Below are 25,109 nucleotides of genomic sequence, written 5' to 3'. Positions count from 1 at the left end.
TCCGTTTCTCTAGATCAGCACGGGAAGTGAAATAGTAAAGTCTGTCCCGTTTCCTGGAGTGCTGTTCACATCTATTTTACCGTCCAGGGAATGAAGCAGTCCTGAAGCGATGGAAAGCCCGAGGCCGCTACCGCCTAATTTTTTGGACCGTCCTTTTTCAGCTCTGAAAAACCGATCGTAGATAAAAGGCATATCTTCTTCGGAAATTCCGATGCCATTATCGATGATATGAATGACCAGGTGTTTGCTTCGATGGTCAGGTTCATAACGCAGAGTAATTTCTCCATCTTTTGCGGTGTACTTTACAGCATTATCAAGAAAGATATACAGGAGTTCTTTTACTCTTGTTTTATCCGTTTCTGCCATGCAGGGATCGTCATCTGGACCTTCAAGGCGGAATTTTCGTAACCCTTTTTCTTTCATTTGGTATTGATGGATCACTGAGCTTGTCATTTCTGAAAATGAAAAAACAGCTTTTTCTATTGAAATGGAGTCTGAGTCAGATTTGGCAAGGGTGAGAAGATTGGTAATCAAGCTGTTCATATGCTTCATTTCATCCTTCAAATCTTTTAGCACTTCAGCGGAGAAAGGAGATAAGCGCTCCTTTTCTTCTTCTTCCATGACTTGAAGAGAGGCAGAAAAGATGCTGAGCGGTGTGCGAAGCTCGTGTGAGGCATCTGAAACAAATTTTTTCTGCCTTTCGTAATTTTCTTTTACTGGCTCAATTGCTCTTCCTGCAAGCTTGCTGCCGATCAGCAAGGAAACGGAGCCGGTTATTAATCCAATTAAAAATAAGATGAAAAACCAGCGTTCGGTTTGTTCGTGAACATGACTGATATCTTTCACGACAAACAGTTCGCCTTTCTTTTTTCCATTTTCAATAATAGGAATTTTTCCGTAAATAACATGAAGCTTTTTCCCGTCAGCTGACTGCAAGTCAGCCATTTCCAGGTTTTTACGGGCATTTTTACTATAGTGAAGAAAGGCTGGAGTCAGTCTTTCTTCCTTTTTAAATATTTTTATCTTCCCGGATTCTGGGATGAAAAAGGAAGTGTAATACGAATAGGGCTGTTCTTGTACAACAGAGCCATCTGTGTAGGCTGCTTTTTCATTTTCCAGAAGGTCCTGAAGCTCCTTGCTTTCAATAGAAAAAAGAATGGAGCGGAACACAAAAAACAGGATCAGCAAAATGGCAGTGAACGTGAGCAAGAACCATATGGTATAAGCTTTTGTAAGTTTCCAGCGCAGGCTGCTAAACATCTTTTTTTACCCATTGATATCCAGCGCCGCGAATGGTTCGGATATATTTTTGTTTATCAGCTGAATCAAGCTTTTGACGGAGCAGTTTAATATAGGCTTCTAGTGTATTCGCAGTGACCTCACTGCTCTCATCCCAAACTCTATCGAGAATTGTGTCCTTGGTCAGTGTCTGTCCTGGGTGCCTGGCGAAAAACGTTAAAAGCTGAAATTCCCTTGCAGTCAGATTCAGCGGTTCACGATCTTTGTACACTTGGTGATTGTTAAGATCAATTGTTAAATCATCATAGGTTAGTGTGTTTTGTTCCAGCGGATAAAAATTTCTTCTCAAAAGGGCTCTCAGCCTTGCGAAAAGCTCCTCAAATTCAAAAGGTTTTGCTATATAGTCATCTGCCCCGGCATCAAGGCCTTCAATACGGTCTTTTGTTGTATCTCTGGCAGTCAAAAGGATGATAGCGCCCTGAAAGCCTTCCTGCCGCAGAAGCTTGCTTACTTCAATGCCTGTTTTGCCAGGGAGCATCCAGTCTAGAATGATCACATCAAAAGAACCGGAAGCACCGTAATCATATGCTGTATTTCCCTCCTCAACCCAGTCTACTGTATAAAATTGTTTTTTTAGCATCGCAATCATTAATTTTGCTAATCGATGATCGTCTTCTGCAAGCAATATTTTCATAACAAACCTTCCTTAAAGCATTAATATAACCACATGTTACCTCTTCTCAGCCAAAATCAAAAATGTCAGATGGGTGATTTGCCTATTTTATTTTCATCTATTGACAAACCGACCGGTGGTCTAATGAACACTTATGTAAAAGAGCATTTAATGTTCTTTTTTATGGTTTCATAAACTTTGTTTTTTCATTTTAGAACAACAGTACATCTGCCTATTTTAAGAAAAGATGCCCTGAAACTAATCTTTATGCGTGTTCTTTAATCCATACGAGCAGCAACAAACTTTGCGATAACAGCCTTTTTTATTATCTGTCATTTGTTTGGCAATTTTGAAGGATACGTTTGATTTAGATAAGGAACTCTATGGAGGCAGAGTACAGCAACGAAAGGACATTTTATTTTTCTAATATAACAAAAATGTTTTATTGAAATGAATGATTGATTTTTTACGTGAGAAGACATGTATTTTAAATTTTATATAAAAAGCCATAATTTTCTATATAAAATAATTTAAAACGCTTACTTGCCGGTTTTTTGAAAAACTTGTATGATAGATGTTGCAAGAATAATAAATTCTTTAAAAGTTATTTCTGGAAGGGAATATTATTTTTTCCAAATAATTACTATCACGATATGCAATTATATATCCTTGGTTTATGGAATAATTGCTCGGAGGGAAAAGAATGAACATTATCTTTTTTATTACTGGGTTGCTTTTGGTTTTTGCCATAGGCTATGCCGTCAGCTTTAACCGGAAAGGCATAAAGTTCAAGCCAATTCTTATCATGCTTGTAACTCAGATTGTGTTAACCTTCTTGCTGCTTAACACCAAATTTGGTGTTGTTGTTATTGGAGCTATTTCAAAGACTTTCAGTAAAATTATGGAGCTTGCGATTAGCGGCGTGGATTTTGTTTTTGGAGGATTGGAAAATGCAAAAGCTTCCACATTCTTTCTTGACGTGCTTCTCCCCATTATCTTCATATCCGTTTTAATCGGAATATTGAACCACTTTAAAGTCCTTCCATTCATTATTAAATATGTAGGGCTATTTTTAAGTAAATTGAATGGTATGGGCAAGCTTGAAAACTACATTGCTGTTTCCTCTGCTATTCTGGGCCAGTCAGAAGTTTTTTTAACAACAAAAAAACAGCTTGGTCTTGTGTCTAAAAGACGCCTTTATACATTATGTACGTCAGCAATGAGTGCTGTCAGTGTCTCAATAGTTGGGGCTTACATGACAATGCTTGAGTCGAAATATGTTGTTATTGCAATCGTTTTAAATATTCTTTCCGCGCTTATTATTGCGAATATCATCAACCCTTACAGTATTGAAGAAGAAGGCGACCTGCTATTGGTTGAAGAAGAAAAGGTTCGCCCATCCTTTTTCCAGATGATCAGCGACAGTATTATGGATGGCTTGAAGATTGCAGTAATCGTTGCAGCCATGCTGATTGGATTTATTGCTTTAATTAATTTTATCAACTTCCTGTTCACAGCTATTTTCCATATTTCCTTTGAAACCATCTTAGGTTATATCTTCTCTCCGATTGCCTTTTTGATAGGTGTGCCGATGGCAGAAACAACAAAGGCTGGAAGCATTATGGCGACAAAAATGGTAACGAACGAATTTGTTGCGATGATTAACTTCCAAGGAATGGCGAAAGGACTTTCTGATCGCACAGTTGCGATTGTATCTGTATTCCTTGTCAGTTTTGCAAACTTCAGTTCAGTTGGAATAATTACAGGTTCCGTCCGTGCCTTGCAGGAGAAGCAAGGAGAAGAAGTGGCCAAGTTCGGTATGAAGCTTTTGCTTGGTTCAACGCTTGCTTCCATCCTTTCTGCAACTGTTATGGGATTGTTCATTTCTTAAGATTAAAGCTCTGCTAAACTCGGCTGTTGATTTCCGCTGCAGGCGTTCGCTTTCCGCTCTATTCAACATTAATATGTATTAAGAAATCAATTTAACATAACCAAGATTAAAATAGTCCAGCTTAGGCAAATTGCCTTCGCTGGACTTTTTTGTTTCATTAAGTGGCATTATTTTTTTAGGCTCTTTTCTTAAGCTTTGTTGTTTTTTCGCTCTTTTAAGATCTTTTAGAACAGAATACATTTTTAAGAAAAGATGCCACGAGCCTTACCTTTATGCGTGTACTAAGACCATACGAATGGCACAATCTTTGAGAAAACAGCCTTAGAGCCAAAAAGAAAAAATAGAATATTTAATTTACTTGTTAGAAAATCTTCCATCTTCTTTTCTTTGGCAGGTAAACTGACGTTATAATGTAAGTAATAACTAGATAAAAAGATACATTGAGTGTTAGGAAAATTAACATGAACTTATTTTGATAATTTCGGGGGGATTCAGCATGCAAATCGGCGATACGGTATTTATGTTTCTGGGAACAGTAATGGTCATGCTTATGATACCAGGCCTTGCCTTGTTTTATGGCGGAATGGTCAGAAGCAAAAATGTTCTGAGCACGACCATGCACAGCTATGGTTCAATGGCGATTGTATCCATTTTATGGATTTTGCTTGGTTATTCTATTGCCTTTGGCCCAAATGGAAATGCCATCATTGGAAGCTTGGACTGGTCAGGGCTAAACGGAGTTTCATTCAAGCCAAACCCTGATTACAGCGCGACCATTCCTCATAATCTGTATATGATGTTTCAGCTGATGTTTGCCGCCTTAACACCAGCTATCATATCTGGTGCTTTTGCTGAAAGAATGAGATTTTCTGCTTTTGTTCTATTTACAGCACTTTGGTCTTTAATCGTCTATGCACCGGTAGCTCATTGGGTGTGGGGAGTCGGCGGCTGGCTTAGAGATCTTGGTGCACTTGATTTTGCAGGCGGAAATGTAGTTCACATATCCTCTGGAGTTGCAGGCCTTGTCCTCGCTTTGTTCCTTGGCAAAAGAAAAGGTGCTGAAAGTACAACACCACATCAGCTGCCATTTACAGTCTTGGGCGGAGGGCTTTTGTGGTTCGGGTGGTTTGGATTTAATGTAGGAAGTGCCCTGTCGCTGAATGAAGTTGCTCTAACGGCCTTTGTGAATACAAATACGGCGGCTGCTGCTGGAATAATCGGGTGGATAGCCTGCGAATGGCTTTTCAGCAAAAAACCAACAATGCTTGGTGCTGTTTCGGGAGCGGTAGCAGGACTTGTGGCGATCACTCCTGCATGCGGATTCGTTACTCCAGGGGCCTCTGTTGTCATCGGTATTGTGGGCAGTGCTTTATGCTATTGGTTTGTGACATCAGCAAAGAAAAGGCTTGGTTTTGATGATGCTCTTGATGCATTTGGCCTTCATGGCATTGGCGGAACATGGGGCGGAATTGCGACAGGCCTGTTTGCAACAAAAACAGTGAATGAAGCAGGTGCAAACGGTTTGTTTTATGGAGACCCGAGTCTTTTATGGAAGCAGCTTGTAGCTATAGCAGCTACCTACCTTTTCGTTGCAGTTGCAACATATGTGATCATAAAGGTGATTGATGTATTTGTTCCTGTCAGAGCAAGCGAAGAAGAAGAATCTCTTGGACTTGACATCACAATGCATGGAGAGAGAGGTTATCACGAATCTGTTTGAAAAAGGGTAAAAGGGCCCCTTAAAACATAATTCTTATGATGCGGAAAAAGCATACTTTTAAGAAAAAGGTGATCAAATGAGTGAAAAGCTGACAAAAATAGAGATTATCACAAGACCATCTAAATTTGATGAACTGAAAGAAGAGCTCGCTAAAATCGGGGTGAGCGGCATAACAGTAACAAATGCCGTGGGTGCAGGTCTTCAAAAGGGATATACAGAGACATACAGGGGGAAAAAACGGGAAGTGACCGTACTTCAGCGGATTAAAGTGGAAATTGTTGTGTGCGAAGTACCAGTTCAGACAGTGATCGATACAGCGCGGAAAGTCTGCAGCACCGGAAAGCCCGGTGATGGGAAAATATTCGTATACGAACTTACGAATGCCGTTAAAATCAGAACAGGAGAAGAAGGGGCTGCTGCGTTAAGCAACAAAGACTAAGTTTTGCTGCAGAGGCTGCCATGGACACTGGCAGCCTCTATTTGTTCCTGTTTAAATGGAAAATCCTGATATAAAAATAAAAAAAATTGAAGAAAAAGAAGGGTTTTTGTAACACTGAAGAGAAATATATGTAATTAGTTCAGAAAATTCATAATTAAGAATTTAATGAAGAAAATTCCAATTGGGAGCAGCAAGTTCTAATAGCTTGTGCTAGATACATAAACCAAAGAGGGGGTGCGGCAAAATGATTTCCTTTCGGCAAGTGAACAAACACTTCGGAAGCTTTCAGGTCTTGAAAGATATAAACCTGGAGGTGCAGGAAGGAGAGGTTGTTGTTGTAGTTGGCCCTTCTGGGTCAGGAAAAAGTACGATGCTTCGCTGTATCAACAGATTGGAAGGTATAACTGACGGGGAGCTTTTAGTTGATGAAAAAACCGTCAATGACAAAAAAATCAACATTAACGATCTCCGTAAAAACATCGGAATGGTATTCCAGCATTTTAATCTGTATCCTCATATGACTGTTCTGGAGAACATCACGCTTGCTCCAAAAAAGGCTTTAGGAATTTCAGATCAGGAAGCGAAAGAGACAGCTATGTATTACTTGGAAAAGGTAGGAATTCCGGAGAAAGTTGACTCCTATCCATCACAGCTTTCAGGAGGCCAGCAGCAGCGGGTGGCGATTGCTAGGGGCCTTGCACTGAAGCCGAAGATCATGCTGTTTGATGAACCAACATCTGCCCTTGATCCTGAGATGATCGGGGAAGTGCTGGACGTTATGAAAAACCTTGCAAAAGAAGGCATGACAATGGTGGTTGTCACGCATGAAATGGGCTTTGCCCGCGAAGTAGCCAACCGTATTATTTTTATGGATGAAGGAAGAATTCTTGAAGACAGTGAGCCGAACATTTTCTTTTCCAGCCCTAGAGAAGAGCGGGCGAAGTTATTTTTAAGCAGAATATTAAACCATTAATAATCAAGGGGGAACGAAGGATGAAAAAGAGAAAAATATGGGTGATCGGGTTTGTTTTAATGCTGATTCTTTCAATGGCTGCGGGATGCGGAAGCAGCGGTGCGAATGGCTCTGCTTCAAATGATACCCTGGATGCTATCAAAAAACGCGGAAAATTGGTTGTTGGGGTAAAATTCGATACGAATCTATTCGGTTATAAAGATCCATCGACTGGAAAAGTGGATGGCTTTGATATTGACATCGCTAAAGCGCTGGCTAAAAAGATTTTCGGCGATGAATCAAAGCTTGAATTAAAGGAAGTTACCTCTAAAACCAGGGTTCAAATGCTGAAAAACGGTGACATCGATGCCATTATTGCGACAATGACGATTACAGAAGAGCGGAAAAAAGAAGTGAATTTCACAGATGTTTATTTTCTTGCGGGACAGTCTCTGCTTGTTAAAAAGGGAAGCCCTATTAAAGGTGTGGAAGATCTAAAAAAAGACACGAAGGTGTTAGCTGTTAAGGGATCTACATCTGTAAAAAATATAAAGGAAAAAGCGCCGGATACAGAAGTTCTCGAGTTTGAAAACTATGCAGAAGCCTTTACAGCTTTAAAGGCAGGCCAGGGTGATGCCCTTACGACAGATAACTCCATTCTTTATGGAATGGCAGACCAGGATCCTAATTTCGAACTTGTCGGCAAGCCATTTACGGAAGAGCCTTATGGAATTGCTATTAAGAAAGGCGATGACAAATTTACGAAATATGTAAATGACTTCCTGAAAGAACTTAAGAAAAATGGAGAGTACGATAAGACCAAATCCAAATGGATTAAAGAACAATAAGAAAAGAGGAAAAGCCGGATACTAAACTGTGATGTAAGGCGGGTGGGATTTCGCCATCCCCTTTCTATTTTCCGGCTCATTTTGCTGTTAATTTGTTTATTCGTAGAAAAGAACCTTTTCAAAAGGAGGTAAATGATGCTGGATTTCTCCATATTAATCAATAACTTTGACCAGTATATGGCCGGCTTCCTAAATACGGTAAAAGCAAGTGTCATTGCCTTGATTGCAAGCTTTATTATAGGTGTCATTATTGCAGTTATGAGGATTTCACCCTACAAGATACTTCGTTTCGCCGGGACAGCCTATGTAGAATTTATCCGCAATATCCCGCTTTTGCTAATCGCCTTTTTTATTTTTGTGGGTCTGCCGAGTATTGGGATTAGGTTTAACGGATTTCTTTCCGGAACGATCGCTTTATCTATTTATACGGCTTCTTTCGTGGCTGAGGCGGTAAGGGCCGGCATTCTCTCGGTTGATAAAGGGCAGATGGAAGCTGGGCGATCTTCAGGCCTTACTTACCTGCAGACGATGAGGTATATTATTTTGCCTCAGGCTATTAAAATCGTTATCCCCCCTCTTGGTAACCAATTTATTAATTTAGTCAAAAATTCCTCGATTTTAGGGGTAATTACAGGTCTTGATTTGATGTATTTCGGAGACTCTGTGTCTTCAGAAACGTATGTTGTTTTTGATGTTTATATTTTTGTAGCCATGTTTTATCTCATCCTGACGGTTCCATTAAGTCTTTTTGTCGGCTATCTGGAACGGCGTCTTGCCGTAAGCAATTAAAGGAGGGAGCCTACACATGGATTTTCTAGGAGCTTATTCTGCAGGCAACCTGATATATTTGCTTCAAGGGCTGCTGAATACACTTTTTATTGCAGTAATATCCATCATCTTCAGTTTCATTATTGGCGGACTGCTTGCTACCGTGCGTTATGCAAAAATCTTTATTTTATCAAAAGTGACAGCAGTAGTTGTGGAAGCAATCCGAAACCTTCCTCTTTTGCTGATTATCTTTTTTACCCATTTTGCCCTTCCTGAAGTTGGGATTAAGCTTGGAATTGTTCCTTCTACTATTGTAGGGCTGACTATTTTTGAGGCAGCGATGCTTTCAGAAATTATACGCAGCGGATTGAATTCCATCGAAAAAGGACAAATTGAAGCTGGGCGGTCTTCCGGTCTTACCTGGATCCAGACGATGCGGTATATCATCCTTCCGCAAGCACTTCGAAGGATGGTTCCTCCTATTGTCAGCCAATTTATTTCACTGCTGAAAGATACATCACTTGCTATTGTCATTGCCATGCCTGAACTGATGCATAATGCTCAAATTGTGAATGCGAAACATGTCAGTTACGTGATTCCAATTTATATTTTGTTAGCCTGCCTTTATTTTATCGTTAATTTCAGCCTGTCACTTGTGGCGCGAAGACTTGAAAAGCGTGAAAAGAAAAGCAGTAAAACAACTGGTAAAACACTGCAAACAAAAAAACAGACTGCCATGTAGCAAAACGATAGTCCAGCTTAGACGATCCCGATCCAATTGGGGTCGTTTCCGTTTTTTAATTCGAAAACAGCCAATAGAAAAGAGGAGAGAATAGTTCAGCTTAATTAGCAAAAACTAAGCAAACTATTTATTGCTCCTGGGAGGTCTTTCATTGGTTCAGCACAATATCAATTTAACAACACCAGAAATAACTGCATTGTGGAGTACATATATCCAAGAAAGTGCTTCCCTATGTTTTCTAAAGCATTTTCTCAAATACATGGAAGATGAGGAAATCCTCCAACTATTAAAAGAAGCAATCGACATGTCTTCGGGCAGCCAGGACATGATCACTGCCATTTTCAAACAAGAAAAATTTCCTGTGCCGGAAGGATTTTCTGATCGGGATGTAATGTTGGAAGCACCGCCCTTATATACCGATTTAAATGCTTTAAGGTATGTCTATAGAGCTTCTAAGCTTACCCTCCATAGTTATGCTACTCATTTAATTAATGTTGCCCGTTCGGACCTTCTTGAATTTTTTATACAGGAACAGATAAACCAAGTCCGTTTATATGAAAAAGCAGTCAAATTAATGCTGTCCAAAGGGATATACGATCGGCCTCCTAAAATCCCATACCCGGACAGGGTCCATTATGCTGAACAAAAATCGTATATTGGCCATTTTTTTGGAGATAAACGGCCTTTAAACTCCTTTGAATTAAGCGAAGCCTTCTTTAATATTGAGAATAATTACATTGGGCTGATTTTTCTGCTTGGTATGATTCAAGTCTCTAAAGACGAAGAACTGAAGCATTATTTAATTAAAGGGAAGCATTTAGCGCTAATGCAAATTGACGTATTCAATAAACTATTAAGAGAAGAAGGGCATTTTGGGACATTGCCCGTTTCGCTGGAAGTTACTGACTCCATTGAATCTCCATTTTCTGCAAAGCTGATTCTTTTCAGTGTTGCTTCAGCCACTAGCACTGCAATAAGTTTAATTGGGAAGGCCGTTTCCTATGGTCTTAGAAAGGATATTACAGCTCATTTTCTGCTGGTTGCTAAAGAAATCCTTTCTTACAGTGAAGAAGGGGCAAAAATAATGATTAAAAGGGGCTGGTTTGAAGAGCCTCCGCAATCAGATTAACGTTTCATGTGAAACATTTTTAGCACTTCTTACTGATCTTTTAATGCAAGGCTCTTTTTTAAACATTGTTGCTTTCTCATGAATATGAGATAATCGCAGACCAGTATACAGCTGCGAATTTTAAAAAAACATGCCACGAAGTAAGTCTCTATGCGTGAAATCAAACGAGAAGAAGCTTTTCATTTTGTTCCTCCTTTTGAATGAGCTTACATTTTTATAAATAAATATAAGAGATTTCACTTTATTGGTAAATCAATTGTAATGAATGCATATAAGTGCAACCGTTTGCTGATCAGGCTGCAAAAGGCCAATTGAATTGAAAATCCCGATGCGATTTCTATGCACCAGCGCTTTTTTAAAACTATAAAACAGGGCCAGACAGTATGTCAGACCCTGTTTTATCGGGAAGTGCAACCTTTTTAATAGCCGATACCGATTTTTCAATCTGGATGATGTTCATTGCTTGCTGAATTTTTTTTTGTCTTATGAGGATTTTTCTCGTCTTTCATATCCTGTTTTAGATCTTCCAGTGGAATTGAGTCTACGTTCATCTCGCTATCATCAGCGTCAAGCTGGCTTTTTTTCTCCGTTTTAAGCTGTTCGGGATGATTTTTGTCATTGCTGTTTCGGAGCGGCTGTCTTTCCTCAGACATTCCATTCACCTCATTTCCTGTTTGTTTTACCATACCTTCAAATGAAATGATTGAAACGCCTTCATAGGCAAATGTGACAGTTTTCCGAGAAATTTCGTAAAGTTATTCTATTTTGCTAGAGAAAGTGATATTTTATTAATATAAAAAAAATTGTCGAATTAAAGAAAATAAAACACTTTAATTGAAGTTTTTGTCAAACATTTGAACAACTTGTGGCTATATTTCATATAAGCTGTGACAGTTGTTTGAAGAATGAATGACAATTTCAATAAGGTGTATTTTACATGTTTTATCTTTGGTAGCATAAGGGTAAAATGTGTACTGGAATTCTTATGCCCAATGACTTTTTTCGATAATTATTTCCATATTTTTTTAGACATACGGGAAGGAAGGTGAACCTTTTGGTTAAAGTGATGAAGCCGTTATTTTTGCTTGGAGCTATTATATCGGTCTTTCTAATGGGTGGTTGCAGTCAAATGGCAGTCCTTGACCCTAAGGGCCCTGTAGCTGCACAGCAAAAGGACCTTATTTTATTGTCCATTGTATTTATGCTTTTAATCATAGTCGTTGTCTTTGTACTCTTTTCGATCATCGTGATTAAGTTCCGTGAAAGAAAAGACAATCTTGGACAGGAGCCTCCAGAAATTGAAGGCAGCAAGTTTCTTGAAATTATTTGGACAATTATTCCTATTATCATCGTTATTGCATTGTCCATTCCTACCGTTCGAACAATATACAGCCTGGAGGAACCGCCAGCAGATTCAAAGGATAAAAAGCCTTTGGTTGTTTATGCAACCTCAGTTGACTGGAAGTACATTTTCAGTTATCCGGAACAAAACATTGAAACGGTCAACTACATTCACATTCCAACAGATCGTCCGATTCAATTCCGTCTGACATCTGCTGACACGATGGCATCTTTCTGGATTCCTCAGCTTGGAGGACAGAAATACAACATGTCCGGAATGGAAATGAAGCTTTACTTGCAAGCTGACGAACCCGGCGTATATGAAGGCCGTAACGCAAACTATACTGGTGAGGGCTTCACAAACATGCGCTTTAAAGTAACTGCTGAATCCCAGGGTGATTTTGATAAGTGGGCGAAACAGCAGAAATCAGCACCTAAGATTACTGAAAAAGAGTATGAGAAGCTTATGCTGCCTGGAAACTCTAAACCCATGACATTCTCAGGAACTCACTATACATTCGTTGATAATGCGAAAGATCCTGAATATGCGCTGAACGTCCGCAAGAAGTATGGTATCGATTACCAGGAAAACAGCGCAAAACCGAGACAAGAAGAGAAAAAAGATACAGGTGACGAACTTAACAAGAAGTAGGAAAGGAGGAGTATGGATATGATAGATTTTATTAAAAATAATCTAATCCTTAATGATCCAATGATAATAGGTGCACAGATTTCGATTGTATTAACTTCAGTCGCAATTCTGGTCGGACTAACCTATTTCAAAAAGTGGAAATGGCTTTGGAAAGAATATCTGACTACTGTTGATCATAAAAAACTTGGTATCATGTATATTTCGGCAGCTATTCTTATGCTTTTCCGCGGCGGCGTTGATGCGCTTTTGATGCGTACGCAGACTGCACTGCCAGGATTAAAGTTTTTAAGCGCACAGCATTACAATGAAATTTTTACAACGCACGGAACGATTATGATCCTTTTCATGGCGATGCCATTTTTGATTGGACTTATGAACGTAGCCGTTCCTTTGCAAATTGGGGCTCGAGACGTTGCATTTCCTTACTTGAATGCACTCAGCTTCTGGACATTCTTTGTCGGAGCAATGCTGTTTAACATTTCATTCGTATTTGGGGGTTCTCCTTCTGCAGGGTGGACAGCTTACATGCCGCTTGCCGGAAATGAGATGAGCCCTGGACCAGGTCAGAACTATTACCTGCTTGGTCTGCAGATTGCCGGTATCGGTACATTGATGACTGGTATCAACTTTGCCGTTACGATTCTAAAAATGCGTGCTAAAGGCATGACATTGCTGCGTATGCCTATGTTTACATGGTCTGTACTCATTACAAGTGTTATCATTGTTTTTGCATTCCCTGTATTAACAATTGCACTTGCTTTGCAATCATTTGACCGTCTATTCGGATCCCACTTCTTTACTTTGCAGGCTGGAGGAAGCCCGATGCTTTGGGCCAACCTGTTCTGGATTTGGGGACATCCTGAAGTTTATATTGTTATCTTGCCTGCATTTGGTGTTTTCTCAGAGGTTATTTCAACCTTTGCGCGAAAAACCCTGTTTGGTTATAAAGCCATGGTTGCTTCCATGGTAGGTATTACAATTTTGAGCTTCGTTGTTTGGGTTCATCACTTTTTCACAATGGGGAACAGCACTGGGGTTAACACCATCTTCTCTATTACAACAATGGCGATTGCGATACCGACAGGGGTTAAAATCTTCAACTGGCTGTTTACGCTCTACAAAGGGCGAATCAGATTTACGACTCCAATGCTTTGGGCACTTGCCTTTATTCCGACATTCACAATCGGTGGGGTAACAGGGGTTATGCTTGCTATGGCATCTGCGGATTACCAGTACCATAACACGTATTTCCTAATTGCCCATTTCCACTACGTGCTGATTGCCGGAACAGTATTCGGCTGTTTGGCAGGTCTATATTACTGGTGGCCTAAAATGTTCGGCTTTAAGCTGAATGAAAAAATCGGAAAAGTAAGCTTCTGGATCTTCACAGTAGGATTCAATGTTTGTTTCTTCCCGATGTTCTTCCTTGGTCTTGCCGGAATGCCTCGCCGTATCAATACCTATACAGCTGGCGACTACTGGACTACGTTGAACGTCATTGCAACCCTTGGCGCATTTGCAATGGGTCTTGGATTTGTGGTTCTTGTTTACAACATCTATTGGAGTGCAAGATACGAAAAACGCGAAACAACTGGCGATGCATGGGATGGCCGTACACTTGAATGGGCTACTTCCACAGCAGTACCGCCTCACTATAACTTTGCTGAAATTCCAGCAGTAACAGGATTGGATTCTTTCTGGAGAATGAAACAGGCTGCTAAAGCAAGTGACGAAAAGGAACCAAAAGAATACAAACCGATTCACATGCCAAGCAACTCAGGCAGACCTTTAATTATGTCTGTATGCTTCGGAATTGCCGGCTTTGGATTAGTATTCTCCTTATTCCCAATTGCAATCGTAGGACTTCTTGGTATATTCGCCTGCTTGATCCTGCGTTCTCTGGAAATTGATGACGGATTCTATGTAAGTGTTGAAGAAATACAAGAAACAGAAAAACGGGCAACCGTTTAAAGGAGGCGTGGAATATGGAACATGCTGAAACATTAGAAGGTTCTAACACGCCGCTTGAATATCAATCGCATCAAGGCCGATTGAATATTCTTGGCTTCTGGATTTTCCTTGGTGCGGAGATTGCGCTTTTCTCAACTCTCTTCACCACTTACTTTGTATTATTCGGGGCGACAGCAAAAGGCCCGACTCCAGGAGAATTGTTCGAAGTCAAAGGCGTTCTAATTATGACGTTCCTTCTATTAACAAGCTCTTTTACATGCGGATTGGCTATTCATGAGCTAAGACGTGAAAATAAAAAAGGTGTATTGGTATGGATGATCATTACCTTGCTTCTTGGCTTGGGCTTTGTAGGCTATGAGGTTAACGAGTTCATTCACTATGTCCATGAAGGCGCGTCTATTCCGACAAGTGCTTTTTGGTCCGGTTTCTTTGTTCTTGCTGGTACTCATGGACTTCACGTATCCATCGGTATTTGCTGGATTACATTAATTCTTATTCAAATCAGCAGAAGAGGGCTTGTTCCTGGAACTGCAACAAAACTCTTTATTTCCAGTCTTTACTGGCATTTCCTTGACGTTGTGTGGATCTTTATCTTCTCTGGCGTCTACTTGATGGGGATGGTGTTGAAATGATGGCTACTAATAAAACTGCAGTAAATTCACACGATCATTTCCCTTGGAGTCACGTAATTGGTTTTGCCCTTTCTATTATCTTTACGCTTGTTGCTCTGTGGGTTGGATTTAATCCAGCTTTATCATCAAATGCAAAACTTATTATCATTTTCGTGTTTGCCTTTTTTCAAGCTGCAGTTCAGCTGTTAATGTTCATGCATTTAACAGAAAGCGACAGTGGCAAATGGCAAATCATTACGATTCTCTTCTCTGCATTTGTTGCTTTAGCCTTTGTTTTAGGATCTGTCTGGATCACAATGGGGCACAGCGATCACATGTATCACATGAATCACAATCATGAAATGAAAGATATGCAAAATAAATAAAAACAGAAAACTCCCTGCTGTTAATTGCAGGGAGTTTTTTTATATTGAGCAGGGCTACGATACATAAAGAATTCAGACTGATTAAAAAACCCTTAACGCTGCACTGCAGGTTTTCTATCAGCCTGACTTGAACCGGCATGGTTATTTCATAATGGTAGGATTAATGCTTTCTTGTTTAGCAGCTCTTGCCTTTTTAATAGCAGGGTAGGCGTAGATTAAGAAAGCAGATATGTGTGCGAATAGGACGTTTGCTACGAAGAATGTGTTGAGAATGATATGATTCATGGAATCAAGTGCGCCGGTAAGATAGAGAATAAAGTAGGCCCATATTCCAGCAATAAATGGAATGTGGAAAATCGCAAGCCGTCTTCTTTCTATCCATAAAAACAAGGGAGTTGCAGTAATAATAAATAAATAGACGACAAATACATCCATCTTATTCAACTCCTTTCATTTTTGTTACCGCTTACAAAAAGCCGGAATTGTGACAATTAGTCAAACAAATTGTGAACTTTTTGTTACAGTTATTATATCATAAAATTCTGAATATTAAAGAATTTTATTCAAGAAATTTCCTTATGTGGTTTATCTTTTCCTTATTGAATGTGAACTATACAATCTAGCCTTTAAGAAATTCTTTTTTATAGTTTATTCTGAACTTCCTTAGGCAATACCAGCCTATGAAAGAAGAAAGCCTTTCCTTCATTTGACTGCTATGGCATAATATAAAAGATCTTTTTTGAAGGCTCTTTTCTTAAATTTTGTTGCTTTTTCATCTAATTAATATACATCTAGACAATATTCAGCCGGAAATTTTTAAAAAAATGCACCAAGCTAAACGAAATGATGATAAGAGCTTGTACGTGAAGAAACAATCTCTGCGAAAACAGCCTTTTCGAATGATAATGTTGGAGGTAAGAATGGAGAAAATACAGCAGCTTTCAAGAAAAAAACTGCTTGGTATAGCAGGTACAGCCTGGATGTTCGACGCGTTAGACGTTGGAATATTGTCCTTTATTATAGCGGCCTTGCAAAAGGAATGGAATTTAACTTCCGGTCAAATGGGCTGGATTGGCTCAGTGAACTCTATTGGAATGGCAGTCGGAGCACTCGTATTTGGCCTACTATCTGACAGGATCGGCAGGAAAAAAGTTTTTCTCATCACATTGCTTCTCTTCTCAATAGGAAGCGGTCTTTCAGCACTTTCTGCCTCCTTATCGATCTTCCTTGTACTCAGGTTTTTCATTGGCATGGGACTCGGGGGGGAGCTTCCAGTCGCTTCTACTCTTGTATCAGAAAGTGCGCCTCTGAATGAGAGAGGAAGAATAGTCGTTCTTTTAGAGAGCTTTTGGGCTTTTGGCTGGCTGCTTGCTGCCATTATTTCTTATTTTGTTATACCAAGTGCGGGCTGGAGAATTGCCATGCTGATTACTGCAGTGCCTGCTCTTTACACGATTTATTTGAGGCGCAAACTCCCAGACTCCCCTGAATATATAAAGGTGAAAGAAAAATCATCTATACTGGAAAATATGAAAACGGTATGGGGAAAACCTTATACTGCGCAGACTGTCATGCTTTGGATTTTATGGTTTTGTGTCGTTTTCTCTTACTATGGCATGTTTCTCTGGCTGCCAAGTGTCATGATCTTAAAGGGGTTCAGCCTGGTAAAAAGCTTCCAATATGTTCTGATCATGACTCTTGCACAGCTTCCGGGATATTATAGTGCAGCCTGGCTGATAGAAAGGCTTGGCCGCAAATTTGTGCTGGTCGTATATTTGGCAGGGACGGCAATAAGCGCATTCATATTTGGAAATGCTGATTCCCTTATAATGCTAATCGTTTCAGGAATGCTGCTTTCCTTCTTTAACCTTGGCGCATGGGGAGCGCTTTATGCTTACACACCTGAACAATATCCGGCTGAGGTTCGGGGCTCAGGGGTTGGAATGGCGGCTTCCTTTGGAAGAATAGGCGGAATACTTGGTCCCTTGACTGCAGGATACCTTGTTGGAATGAAAGCCTCTATCGGCACCATTTTCACCATTTTTTGTGCAGCTGTTTTGATCGGTGCTTTCACTGTTTTGTTATTTGGAAAAGAAACAAGGCAAAAATATTAATAGTGGAGAGGAATCAGCTCGGTGTTCTGATTCTTCTTTTTTTGTTTCAAACCATTTAATTGACGATAGAACTAAAATTATTGTAGTCTAACGTTAATTTCAAACGAAAAAAAGAGCCCTTCATAAACCCGGTCACTGACGAAGATACTAATTTATAACAGGGAGGTGACGAGCAGTGATCCCCTTTATTGAATGAAGGATCGCTTCAAAATGTGAGTGAAAAAGGGAATATAGAGATATCACTTGGAAATTCAGTTGATCAAATATTATACTGCTACATATAATTCAGGAGGCTAACCATGAACGAAGTCATTAAAACCCTTTTAAAGCATCGCTCCATTCGAAAATTTGAAGAACGCCCATTATCAAATCAAGAAATTGAGACAATTGTAAAAAGTGCACAGGCTGCTTCTTCATCAAGCTTTATTCAGGCCTATTCCATTATAGGGGTGAAAAACAAAGATACGAAACAGAAACTGGCAGAGCTTTCAGGAAACCAAGCCTATGTTGCTGAAAACGGCCATTTTTTCGTATTTTGTGCAGATCTTCACCGTCATGAGCTCCTGGCAGAAAAAGAAGGAGCTGATGTGACCACAGCTTTAGAAAGCACGGAGAAATTTATGGTTGCTGTCATTGACGCTGCTCTTGCTGCCCAAAATGCAGCAGTAGCTGCCGAATCTATGGGCATGGGGATCTGTTACATCGGGGGTCTTCGGAATAATCTAATTGGAGTATCCGAAGTTCTTAAAACTCCTGAACGAGTCATACCGCTATTTGGACTAGCTGTTGGGTATCCTGCTCAGAATCCAGATGTAAAACCAAGGCTGCCAATCGGCGGTGTTTACTTTGAAGATGCTTACTCTTCTGATGAAGAGCAGGTGAAACAGCTGGAAGAATATAATAAGGTTGTAAGTGAGTATTATATGGGACGAACAGCAGGCGCCAGGTCAGATAACTGGACAGGCCAGATGGCAAAAATGCTTTCAAATCCGGCTCGTATGTATATGAAAGAGTTTGTAAACGGTAAAGGATTTTCGAATAAATAGGCTCCCATTAATAAATAAGGATGAATCCAGAGGCATCAGTCGATCTGGATTCATCCTTTTATTTTTGGATGTTTTTGATTAGGTGCACTTTTTGTCTTTGATGGAAATGATGGCGGTTTTCTTGTTATAGACATTTTAGCCAGCCAAATGGGAAAGGAAAGAAGCAATCCGATAAAGTATAGGGCAGTGATCAGCCATCCTAGGGGAATTTTAATCAAAAGATCGACCGTATCATGGGTGGCTTTAATAAAGGCATCTTGATGGTGTGATGAAAGATGAAGTAAATAAAATAAAAGAGTGAAGGCTGCAAAACAAACAGTATAAGCAATGAGGATGAAGAAGAAAAGCTCCAGCATAGAAGAATTTTCCCCCGTACTTTTTCTATTATTCTAGCAAATATTTGAAAAAGAATATACAGAAAATTCATTTTGAAACCTTATATAGGAATTTTTGTCTGGGAAAAAAGAAGTTATGCACATCCGGTGTGAATAATTTAAATTTCAAAATAGATATAGTAGGGAACGGGTGTACCCACACAAAATGTGGACAAAAAATGTGGATATGTTGATAAGTTCTGTGGATAAATTGTTCGTATCGGCAAAAAGGGCTGTGAATAACTGAAATTTTTGACGGAATGAATCGAATACTGAAAGAAAATCTTTATTATTCTACAAAATATAAAAGCCGGGCATTTAAGAGCCCAGCTTATGCTATTTATTTATCTCCATACATACGCATTGCAGCATGGTTGGTAGGACCTACATACTCATTGAGTTTAAAGGAATGGCGGATGGCTTCCGTCATGAACCGTTTAGCCTCATAAATCGCTTCCTTCGGTGCAAGTCCTTTCGCAAGTCCGGAAGTAATAGCTGAAGAATACGTACAGCCTGCCCCATGAGTATAAGGAGTATCAATCCGTTCTCCTTCAAGAATTTTAAACTCTTCTCCATCATAAAGAACATCAATTGCTTTCTCGTGCTCGAGCTTGCCTCCGCCTTTAACTAAAACGAAAGGGGTACCTTGTTCATGTATTTTTCTTGCAGCTTCCTTCATTTGTTCAACTGTTTTAATTGTACCGATACCGCTCATTTGGCCGGCTTCAAACAAATTAGGGGTCACAATGGTTGCAAGCGGGCTTAAAATATCACGCAATGCATCAGCAAGGTCTGGGTAAAGCACCTCATCGGCACCCTTGCAAACCATAACTGGATCAACAACAACATTTGTTAGGCCGTGCTTTTTAATCGTTTCAGCAGCTAGTTTAATAATTTCAACTGTCGGAAGCATACCAGTCTTCATCGCATCTATTCCGATTCCTTCCACAATAGTAGCCAGCTGAGGTTTTATCACTTCAAGATCAACAGGAAAAACCTGATGATTCCAGTTATCATGAGGATCCATTGCTACTATGACAGTTAATGCTGACATACCATATACACCATGCTCCTGCATTGTTTTTAAATCTGCTTGTATACCTGCACCGCCGCTTGAATCTGAACCGGCAATTGTTAACGCCTTAGGTATTGTCATTCTCTATAACCCTCCATCTAAGTAAAAACATTGTATACAAATATTATATCAATTCACTCAAGTTGTTCAAAGTTTGTGGCTTGAGGGGAATGTTGTAAATGACAAAATGCTTATCAGACACATTTGAGAAAGGCTTTGTTAAACTTGGCTGTTGATTGAAGCTAGCAAGCTAGCAGGCACTCAAGCTTTAGCGGGCTTACCTTAGAGCCTCCTCGTCGCTTTGCTCCTTGGGGGTCTCCCTTGACACGCTTTTCTAAGCAGGAGTCTAAAGCACCCGCTCCAATCAACAAGGTGTAAAAATCAGCATTAAGCTTAAGCCTTAAACTGAGCCTTGAGAAAAAGAAGGGGAACTGCAAGATTCACTGCAGTTCCTCTTTTTGCATCTATTTTTTTTTTTTTTTTCCAAAAATAAGAGCCAGTTCATGGTTTTTTATTATCAGGCTTAGCTGTTGCGGGCTGGGTTTTAAGTGCATAGCCTGAAGAACGGGCAATCGTGTCAAAGGTTTTAGTAGAATGGAGGATTCTTACTTTCGTAAACTTATTTACATGATCATACAGCCAATGAACATCCTGATTGTACATTCGAACGCAGCCGCCGCTGATATATTTTCCGATCGAACTGGCATTGTTATTTCCGTGAATGGCATAAGTGGTTCCATAGGTTCCTCTTGCATTAAGACCGAGCCATCTGTCTCCTAAAGGATTTTGTTTGCTTCCTCCCGGAATATGCAGCTTGTAATAGGGACGATTTTTTATTTTATTAACAATCTTAAAAGTTCCTTCAGGTGTAAAACTGTCGTTTCTGCCTGTTGCTACCCGGAAAACTTTCGAAAGCTTCCCATTATCATAAAAAGCAAGCGTGTTTGTACTTTTGTTAATAATAATCAACTGACTGCTTCCCGATGCGGAAGCGGGCAGGGCAAAAGAGAATGAAATGATTAAAGTCAGCAAGAATACCCCCAGTTTTCTACTCATTGATCCTATCCCCTTTATAAATTGATCTGTATCTAAAATAACTGTAACAAAAGGGATACGAAAAAATTGTAAAAATATGTATCTTTCATAGATTTAATCTTATCCATTGTATTTTGAACACGAAAAAACCGGTGCATTATGCACCGGCTTTCTTGTCTCTATTCTTTCGCTACTAGAAGAACTCGTCCTTCGTCCAGCTCCTCTTCCATTTTCATCGCTTCATTTTCAGTAAAACCAAGAGAAACCATTTTGGCGCGCAGCTCATCTCCTCTAGAGCGAAAAACATTGACCATTGAACTGAATAAACCTTGGTCGATCATACCGACTTCATGTGTATGAGTTTCTTCAGTTAAATGCTTTGAACGTTCAGGGTCATGAGCCAGCAAATAGATATTATCTTTGTGAAAGCCGTGAGCTTCTAAATCTTTAATCTTCTCCATTGCTTGTACGCCGTTTTCAATTACAAATGTTTTCATTTCTTCATCTCCTAAAAGGTTGGATATGCCTAATATACCCTCTAGAAAAAACTTAAAAACTTAATGCTCTATAAATAAAGGGCTTGCTCCCTGCAAAGTGTAATAATATGGTAAATAAGAATGATTTTAAGGAAAAAAGACAGGGGGTAAGCCGGGAATGAAGGTTTCAGCAGTTATTACGGCGTACAATAGAAAAATAGAATTAGCAGAATTGATAGGAGTCACTTCATAGGCAAACAGTTAAGCCGTTTGAAATAATTGTTGTGAATGATGCAGGGGCTGATATACAAGATGTACCTGATTTATACAAGGATCTTCCTCTAGTGATTATTAACCCAAAGGAAAATGCCGGCCACGTAAAAGCCAGAAACATTGGGATTTTAAGGGCATCAGGAGATTATATTATGCTCTGTGATGACGATGATCTTTTGCTTCCAGACCATATAGCAAATATGTCAGAACTGCTTGAATCCTGTGATTTCTCTTATTCAGATGCTGAGATAGTTGATTTTAAAATAATAGAGAAGACACGTTTCCCGCAAAAAAGACGATTATTTGCATACTCCTATAATAAAAATGAAATGAAACGTTTTTCTATATATATTCCTTCAGGAAGCTTTTACCGAAAAAGTATCCATGAAGAAATCGGCCTGTTTGATCCAAATGTACATCATTACTGGGACTGGGATTTCATTCTGCGAGTTTCGGCAAAGTTCCACGTGAAACGCATGCCGAGAGCAAGTGTCCTTTATGCGTTCTCAGAGCATGGAAACAATCAATCCTCTATTGTCTCTGAAAAAAGAAAGCACTACTTAGAAGTTCCCTGCCAAAAACATCAGCTTGGAGAACTGCCGAGCAGAAATTTTTTCCTTCTTTTAGAGGAGCCGGAATTAAAACAACGGGAAGCAGAAAGTCAAATTACCTGGGATGGCATGCCGATTATTTCAAGGCATGCTGCGTTTGAAAATCCTCTCACTATTTAGGGAGGCCACTGAAAATCTGCCGATTTTTTGATTTTCTGGTAGGCCCTAAATACAAAAAAGCCGTATTTATTCCATATATTTTAAATAAGTACGGCTTTTTTCAATTCTCTTTTTCACCCTATTTTTCCCCCACCAGCTTCAGTATTTTTTTTAGATTGACGGTAAATATGGCCATGGCTCCTGCATTTCCATGCCAATCAGACCCCATCATTAGAACCACCCCTACTCGAATAGATTATCTCCATTATAAAACAAAAAAAGCCAGATCCCTTAAAAAGTAAGGGATTTGACCTCTAATAGTTTGGTTAAAGTTATTGGTTTCTTAGCACTAGGTTTATTGAAACGGAAGGTGCGAGACTCCCTGCGGGATCAGCGGGACAGGTGAGACCCCGCAGGCGCATTAGCGCTGAGGAGGCTCACCGCACGCCCCGCGGAAAGCGAAGCATCCTGGAGTGGAAATCAACCGGCCAATTTAACAAAGGCTATCCTTTAAAGACTTTTTCAGTGGCCTCCTATTTAGGTGAAGGATTTTTTTATTTTGGGAATTTTATAAAAGGCTAATAATTTGAAATTGACAAATTTAGATTACAAATATATTATATGTTTAAACATTTAAACAAATAAACTGATATTCATCGAGGAGGTTATAAAATGAAACAACCAAAAACAGCTGTCATAACAGGCGCTTCAGGTGGTATCGGCCTTGAACTCGCAAAACGCCTTGCCAAGGAAGGCTACAGACTGGTGCTGGCAGCAAGAAGCGAAAAGAAGCTTCAAGAAGTTCAAAAAGAGCTTGAGCCTGCCCAGGTTTTAATCAAAGTGAAGGATTTAAGCAAGATGGAAGAGGTCACAGATTTTTACAACGAGTTAAAAGAAGATAATCTTTCAATCGATTTGTTAGTGAATAATGCCGGATTCGGTTTATTCGGGGAGTTCCATACAACTTCTGCTGAAGAGGAATTGAATATGATCGATTTAAACATCAAAACGGTCACGCTGTTATCCAAGCTCGTTCTCCCCGATATGATGTCAAGAGGAAGCGGACAGATTTTGAATGTAGCTTCAACGGCAGCGTTTCAGCCAGGCCCATTGATGGCAGTTTATTACGCTACCAAGGCTTATGTGTTATCATTTAGTGAGGCACTTGATAATGAGTGCAAAGATACAGGTATCCGTGTATCCGTTTTATGCCCTGGTCCAACAAGTACAGGTTTTAGTGACCGTGCTGAGCTAGGATCCTCTAAGCTCTTTAAAAGCGGGGTAATGGAAGCAGACAAGGTAGCAGACAGTGCCATTCAAGGTCTTAAAGAAAAGAAAACAGTGATCATTCCAGGATTTAAAAATAAATTATTGGCTCAGGCAGTGCGTTTTATGCCAAGAAAAACAACTGTAAACATTGTTCGGAAGACTCAGGATAGGGCCTAGAAAGGGGTGGAAGGGATGGCACAAGCAATTGAAACATTTCGTTCTTGCATCCCGTTATTCCATGCACTTGGTGATCCGGCAAGGCAGGACATCATTTTATTACTTGCAGAAACAGAAAAATTAACCGTAAATGAAATTGCAGATCAGTCCCGATTATCACGGCCTGCCATCTCGCATCATCTGAAAATCCTGAAAGATCAGAGGATCGTCTCTATAGAACAGCAGGGAACAAAACGATTTTATTCGCTTGAACTTGCGGAATCAATAGAATTGCTTAAAAAGCTGACCTCGCTTGTAGAGGAAACCTGCCTGTAGCACTTGAATAAGGAATAGGAGCAGAGGAAAATGAAGCAATTATTGCAGAATGACTGGCAGCCCCTTCTCGAGACCCAATTTCAAGAACCTTACTATATAAAATTAAGAGAGTTTTTGAAACAGGAATACCAATCAGGGACCACTTATCCTGATCAATATGATATTTTCAATGCTCTTCACTGCACCTCCTATGAAGAGGTAAAAGCTGTGATTCTCGGCCAGGATCCCTATCACGGACACGGCCAGGCGCATGGCTTAAGCTTCTCTGTTACGCCAGGGGTTAAGATACCGCCTTCTCTTCGAAATATTTTCATAGAATTGGAAGATGACATTGGCTGCAGCGCACCAGGCCATGGCTCCCTTATAAAATGGGCCAAGGAAGGGGTTCTTCTCTTAAACACGGTTTTGACAGTACGAAGCGGGGAAGCAAACTCCCATAAAGGGATCGGCTGGGAACGGTTTACCGACGAAATCATTCAAGTACTGAATAAGCGGGAAAAGCCTGTTGTCTTCATCTTATGGGGAAAGCATGCCCAGGTAAAAACAGAAATGATTGATTCGAATAAACATTTCATCATTGAATCACCCCATCCGAGCCCTTTCTCAGCAAGCAGAGGATTTTTCGGCAGCAAGCCTTTTTCAAAAACGAATGCTTACTTAAAAGAAATGGGATTGAACGAAATCGATTGGTGCATTGAGGAAGACCCGAATACCCATCTATGAAACTAAAAAAGGACGCCTTCATATGAAGGCGTCCTCAGACTGTCGACAAACTCCTCGATTTTGAGGAGGATGTTGGCAGTTTTTTTGTATAATGAAAGAAGTAACTAGTGAGGTGATTGAAATGCTGTCTAAAAATAATCAAATGAATCGTGATCAAATG

25 protein-coding genes and 1 pseudogene are annotated in these 25,109 nt (G+C 39.9%); 18 read left to right on the top strand and 8 right to left on the bottom strand.

Features of this window, described 5'->3' with window-relative positions; translation table 11 throughout:
• Positions 1-9: 9 nt before the first annotated feature.
• Both ACOT8F_RS13440 and ACOT8F_RS13435 read right to left on the bottom strand, forming a co-directional pair.
• Positions 10-1,260: a sensor histidine kinase gene (locus ACOT8F_RS13440; RefSeq protein WP_421652448.1), complete on the bottom strand. Its 1,251-nt coding sequence runs from the start codon at positions 1,258-1,260 to the stop codon at positions 10-12.
• Complete coding sequence (locus ACOT8F_RS13435) at positions 1,253-1,933, bottom strand: response regulator transcription factor (protein WP_421652447.1); 681 nt, start codon at positions 1,931-1,933, stop codon at positions 1,253-1,255. Before ACOT8F_RS13435 ends, ACOT8F_RS13440 begins: the two co-directional genes overlap by 8 nt.
• Before the next feature lie 682 nt (positions 1,934-2,615).
• Here ACOT8F_RS13435 and ACOT8F_RS13430 point away from each other — a divergent pair.
• The 8 genes from ACOT8F_RS13430 to ACOT8F_RS13395 all read left to right on the top strand — a co-directional run bounded on the left by ACOT8F_RS13430 (position 2,616) and on the right by ACOT8F_RS13395 (position 10,401).
• Positions 2,616-3,803, top strand: coding sequence for a NupC/NupG family nucleoside CNT transporter (locus ACOT8F_RS13430; protein WP_421652446.1), 1,188 nt, complete (start codon positions 2,616-2,618; stop codon positions 3,801-3,803).
• A 496-nt stretch (positions 3,804-4,299) separates the two neighbouring features.
• Positions 4,300-5,523, top strand: a complete 1,224-nt coding sequence (locus ACOT8F_RS13425; RefSeq protein WP_421652445.1) for an ammonium transporter — start codon at positions 4,300-4,302, stop codon at positions 5,521-5,523.
• A 76-nt stretch (positions 5,524-5,599) separates the two neighbouring features.
• On the top strand, positions 5,600-5,962 hold the full coding sequence (locus tag ACOT8F_RS13420) for a P-II family nitrogen regulator (RefSeq protein ID WP_421652444.1): 363 nt from the start codon (positions 5,600-5,602) through the stop codon (positions 5,960-5,962).
• Positions 5,963-6,206: 244 nt separating this feature from the next.
• The gene (locus tag ACOT8F_RS13415; RefSeq protein ID WP_421652443.1) at positions 6,207-6,935 is read left to right on the top strand and encodes an amino acid ABC transporter ATP-binding protein; all 729 of its coding nucleotides are present in this window, start codon (positions 6,207-6,209) and stop codon (positions 6,933-6,935) included.
• Between the two features lie 20 nt (positions 6,936-6,955).
• Complete coding sequence (locus ACOT8F_RS13410; RefSeq protein ID WP_421652442.1) at positions 6,956-7,762, top strand: glutamate ABC transporter substrate-binding protein; 807 nt, start codon at positions 6,956-6,958, stop codon at positions 7,760-7,762.
• 135 nt (positions 7,763-7,897) lie between these two features.
• The gene (locus ACOT8F_RS13405; RefSeq protein WP_421652580.1) at positions 7,898-8,551 is read left to right on the top strand and encodes an amino acid ABC transporter permease; all 654 of its coding nucleotides are present in this window, start codon (positions 7,898-7,900) and stop codon (positions 8,549-8,551) included.
• 16 nt (positions 8,552-8,567) lie between these two features.
• On the top strand, positions 8,568-9,272 hold the full coding sequence (locus tag ACOT8F_RS13400; protein ID WP_421652441.1) for an amino acid ABC transporter permease: 705 nt from the start codon (positions 8,568-8,570) through the stop codon (positions 9,270-9,272).
• A gap of 151 nt (positions 9,273-9,423) precedes the next feature.
• Positions 9,424-10,401, top strand: coding sequence for a DUF3231 family protein (locus tag ACOT8F_RS13395; RefSeq protein WP_421652440.1), 978 nt, complete (start codon positions 9,424-9,426; stop codon positions 10,399-10,401).
• A 440-nt stretch (positions 10,402-10,841) separates the two neighbouring features.
• On the opposite strand, the gene ACOT8F_RS13390 is transcribed toward ACOT8F_RS13395, so the two are convergent.
• A complete protein-coding gene (locus ACOT8F_RS13390) occupies positions 10,842-11,054 on the bottom strand; it encodes a hypothetical protein (RefSeq protein ID WP_421652439.1) in 213 nt (70 codons plus the stop codon).
• Between the two features lie 413 nt (positions 11,055-11,467).
• Between ACOT8F_RS13390 and qoxA the strand changes: the two genes are divergently transcribed.
• From qoxA to qoxD, 4 genes are read left to right on the top strand one after another with little or no spacing between them, the layout of a single operon-like run.
• Positions 11,468-12,394: a cytochrome aa3 quinol oxidase subunit II gene (qoxA, locus tag ACOT8F_RS13385; RefSeq protein ID WP_421652579.1), complete on the top strand. Its 927-nt coding sequence runs from the start codon at positions 11,468-11,470 to the stop codon at positions 12,392-12,394.
• Positions 12,395-12,412: 18 nt separating this feature from the next.
• The gene (qoxB, locus tag ACOT8F_RS13380) at positions 12,413-14,365 is read left to right on the top strand and encodes a cytochrome aa3 quinol oxidase subunit I (RefSeq protein ID WP_421652438.1); all 1,953 of its coding nucleotides are present in this window, start codon (positions 12,413-12,415) and stop codon (positions 14,363-14,365) included.
• A gap of 14 nt (positions 14,366-14,379) precedes the next feature.
• Positions 14,380-14,997, top strand: coding sequence for a cytochrome aa3 quinol oxidase subunit III (qoxC, locus tag ACOT8F_RS13375; protein ID WP_421652437.1), 618 nt, complete (start codon positions 14,380-14,382; stop codon positions 14,995-14,997).
• On the top strand, positions 14,997-15,362 hold the full coding sequence (qoxD, locus tag ACOT8F_RS13370; protein WP_421652578.1) for a cytochrome aa3 quinol oxidase subunit IV: 366 nt from the start codon (positions 14,997-14,999) through the stop codon (positions 15,360-15,362). Before qoxC ends, qoxD begins: the two co-directional genes overlap by 1 nt.
• A gap of 141 nt (positions 15,363-15,503) precedes the next feature.
• Here the strand turns inward: qoxD and ACOT8F_RS13365 are convergent, their stop codons facing one another.
• Positions 15,504-15,797, bottom strand: a complete 294-nt coding sequence (locus ACOT8F_RS13365; protein ID WP_421652436.1) for a spore morphogenesis/germination protein YwcE — start codon at positions 15,795-15,797, stop codon at positions 15,504-15,506.
• A gap of 485 nt (positions 15,798-16,282) precedes the next feature.
• On the opposite strand from ACOT8F_RS13365, the gene ACOT8F_RS13360 reads away from it, so the two are divergent.
• Together ACOT8F_RS13360 and nfsA are read left to right on the top strand one after the other, a co-directional pair.
• A complete protein-coding gene (locus tag ACOT8F_RS13360; protein ID WP_421652435.1) occupies positions 16,283-17,476 on the top strand; it encodes an MFS transporter in 1,194 nt (397 codons plus the stop codon).
• A gap of 299 nt (positions 17,477-17,775) precedes the next feature.
• Positions 17,776-18,522, top strand: coding sequence for an oxygen-insensitive NADPH nitroreductase (gene nfsA, locus ACOT8F_RS13355; RefSeq protein WP_421652434.1), 747 nt, complete (start codon positions 17,776-17,778; stop codon positions 18,520-18,522).
• A 50-nt stretch (positions 18,523-18,572) separates the two neighbouring features.
• Here the strand turns inward: nfsA and ACOT8F_RS13350 are convergent, their stop codons facing one another.
• The 4 genes from ACOT8F_RS13350 to ACOT8F_RS13335 form a co-directional block, all read right to left on the bottom strand.
• Positions 18,573-18,878, bottom strand: a complete 306-nt coding sequence (locus ACOT8F_RS13350; protein WP_421652433.1) for a hypothetical protein — start codon at positions 18,876-18,878, stop codon at positions 18,573-18,575.
• A gap of 358 nt (positions 18,879-19,236) precedes the next feature.
• Positions 19,237-20,052, bottom strand: a complete 816-nt coding sequence (locus ACOT8F_RS13345; protein ID WP_421652432.1) for a bifunctional hydroxymethylpyrimidine kinase/phosphomethylpyrimidine kinase — start codon at positions 20,050-20,052, stop codon at positions 19,237-19,239.
• A 420-nt stretch (positions 20,053-20,472) separates the two neighbouring features.
• A complete protein-coding gene (locus tag ACOT8F_RS13340) occupies positions 20,473-21,027 on the bottom strand; it encodes a L,D-transpeptidase (RefSeq protein WP_421652431.1) in 555 nt (184 codons plus the stop codon).
• 158 nt (positions 21,028-21,185) lie between these two features.
• Entirely contained in the window at positions 21,186-21,503 is a 318-nt protein-coding gene (locus tag ACOT8F_RS13335) for a YflT domain-containing protein (RefSeq protein WP_421652430.1), read from the bottom strand.
• A 157-nt stretch (positions 21,504-21,660) separates the two neighbouring features.
• On the opposite strand from ACOT8F_RS13335, the pseudogene ACOT8F_RS13330 reads away from it, so the two are divergent.
• The 4 genes and pseudogenes from ACOT8F_RS13330 to ACOT8F_RS13315 all read left to right on the top strand — a co-directional run bounded on the left by ACOT8F_RS13330 (position 21,661) and on the right by ACOT8F_RS13315 (position 24,949).
• Positions 21,661-22,486 (top strand): annotated as a pseudogene (locus tag ACOT8F_RS13330) (glycosyltransferase family 2 protein).
• 651 nt (positions 22,487-23,137) lie between these two features.
• A complete protein-coding gene (locus tag ACOT8F_RS13325; protein WP_421652429.1) occupies positions 23,138-23,911 on the top strand; it encodes an SDR family NAD(P)-dependent oxidoreductase in 774 nt (257 codons plus the stop codon).
• 15 nt (positions 23,912-23,926) lie between these two features.
• Complete coding sequence (locus tag ACOT8F_RS13320; protein ID WP_421652428.1) at positions 23,927-24,226, top strand: ArsR/SmtB family transcription factor; 300 nt, start codon at positions 23,927-23,929, stop codon at positions 24,224-24,226.
• Between the two features lie 30 nt (positions 24,227-24,256).
• On the top strand, positions 24,257-24,949 hold the full coding sequence (locus ACOT8F_RS13315) for a uracil-DNA glycosylase (protein ID WP_421652427.1): 693 nt from the start codon (positions 24,257-24,259) through the stop codon (positions 24,947-24,949).
• Positions 24,950-25,109 lie beyond the last annotated feature (160 nt).

This window comes from Chryseobacillus diguaensis (assembly GCF_049220665.1).
Lineage (GTDB): Bacteria > Bacillota > Bacilli > Bacillales > Bacillaceae > Metabacillus_B.
Note: the sequence above shows the minus strand (reverse complement) of the source record. Positions and strands in the feature narration are given on the sequence as shown.

Bases quoted from the DNA above. Each gene is read 5' to 3' on its own strand.
- ACOT8F_RS13405 (WP_421652580.1), top strand. From the start codon at position 7,898: ATGCTGGATTTCTCCATATTAATCAATAACTTTGACCAGTATATGGCC.
- ACOT8F_RS13350 (WP_421652433.1), bottom strand. From the start codon at position 18,878: ATGCTGGAGCTTTTCTTCTTCATCCTCATTGCTTATACTGTTTGTTTT.
- ACOT8F_RS13335 (WP_421652430.1), bottom strand. From the start codon at position 21,503: ATGAAAACATTTGTAATTGAAAACGGCGTACAAGCAATGGAGAAGATT.
- ACOT8F_RS13435 (WP_421652447.1), bottom strand. From the start codon at position 1,933: ATGAAAATATTGCTTGCAGAAGACGATCATCGATTAGCAAAATTAATG.
- ACOT8F_RS13360 (WP_421652435.1), top strand. From the start codon at position 16,283: ATGGAGAAAATACAGCAGCTTTCAAGAAAAAAACTGCTTGGTATAGCA.
- ACOT8F_RS13400 (WP_421652441.1), top strand. From the start codon at position 8,568: ATGGATTTTCTAGGAGCTTATTCTGCAGGCAACCTGATATATTTGCTT.
- ACOT8F_RS13390 (WP_421652439.1), bottom strand. From the start codon at position 11,054: ATGTCTGAGGAAAGACAGCCGCTCCGAAACAGCAATGACAAAAATCAT.
- ACOT8F_RS13315 (WP_421652427.1), top strand. From the start codon at position 24,257: ATGAAGCAATTATTGCAGAATGACTGGCAGCCCCTTCTCGAGACCCAA.
- ACOT8F_RS13320 (WP_421652428.1), top strand. From the start codon at position 23,927: ATGGCACAAGCAATTGAAACATTTCGTTCTTGCATCCCGTTATTCCAT.
- ACOT8F_RS13365 (WP_421652436.1), bottom strand. From the start codon at position 15,797: ATGGATGTATTTGTCGTCTATTTATTTATTATTACTGCAACTCCCTTG.
- ACOT8F_RS13420 (WP_421652444.1), top strand. From the start codon at position 5,600: ATGAGTGAAAAGCTGACAAAAATAGAGATTATCACAAGACCATCTAAA.
- qoxD (WP_421652578.1), top strand. From the start codon at position 14,997: ATGGCTACTAATAAAACTGCAGTAAATTCACACGATCATTTCCCTTGG.
- qoxC (WP_421652437.1), top strand. From the start codon at position 14,380: ATGGAACATGCTGAAACATTAGAAGGTTCTAACACGCCGCTTGAATAT.
- ACOT8F_RS13415 (WP_421652443.1), top strand. From the start codon at position 6,207: ATGATTTCCTTTCGGCAAGTGAACAAACACTTCGGAAGCTTTCAGGTC.
- ACOT8F_RS13430 (WP_421652446.1), top strand. From the start codon at position 2,616: ATGAACATTATCTTTTTTATTACTGGGTTGCTTTTGGTTTTTGCCATA.
- ACOT8F_RS13325 (WP_421652429.1), top strand. From the start codon at position 23,138: ATGAAACAACCAAAAACAGCTGTCATAACAGGCGCTTCAGGTGGTATC.
- ACOT8F_RS13340 (WP_421652431.1), bottom strand. From the start codon at position 21,027: ATGAGTAGAAAACTGGGGGTATTCTTGCTGACTTTAATCATTTCATTC.
- qoxA (WP_421652579.1), top strand. From the start codon at position 11,468: ATGAAGCCGTTATTTTTGCTTGGAGCTATTATATCGGTCTTTCTAATG.
- nfsA (WP_421652434.1), top strand. From the start codon at position 17,776: ATGAACGAAGTCATTAAAACCCTTTTAAAGCATCGCTCCATTCGAAAA.
- ACOT8F_RS13345 (WP_421652432.1), bottom strand. From the start codon at position 20,052: ATGACAATACCTAAGGCGTTAACAATTGCCGGTTCAGATTCAAGCGGC.
- ACOT8F_RS13410 (WP_421652442.1), top strand. From the start codon at position 6,956: ATGAAAAAGAGAAAAATATGGGTGATCGGGTTTGTTTTAATGCTGATT.
- ACOT8F_RS13440 (WP_421652448.1), bottom strand. From the start codon at position 1,260: ATGTTTAGCAGCCTGCGCTGGAAACTTACAAAAGCTTATACCATATGG.
- qoxB (WP_421652438.1), top strand. From the start codon at position 12,413: ATGATAGATTTTATTAAAAATAATCTAATCCTTAATGATCCAATGATA.
- ACOT8F_RS13425 (WP_421652445.1), top strand. From the start codon at position 4,300: ATGCAAATCGGCGATACGGTATTTATGTTTCTGGGAACAGTAATGGTC.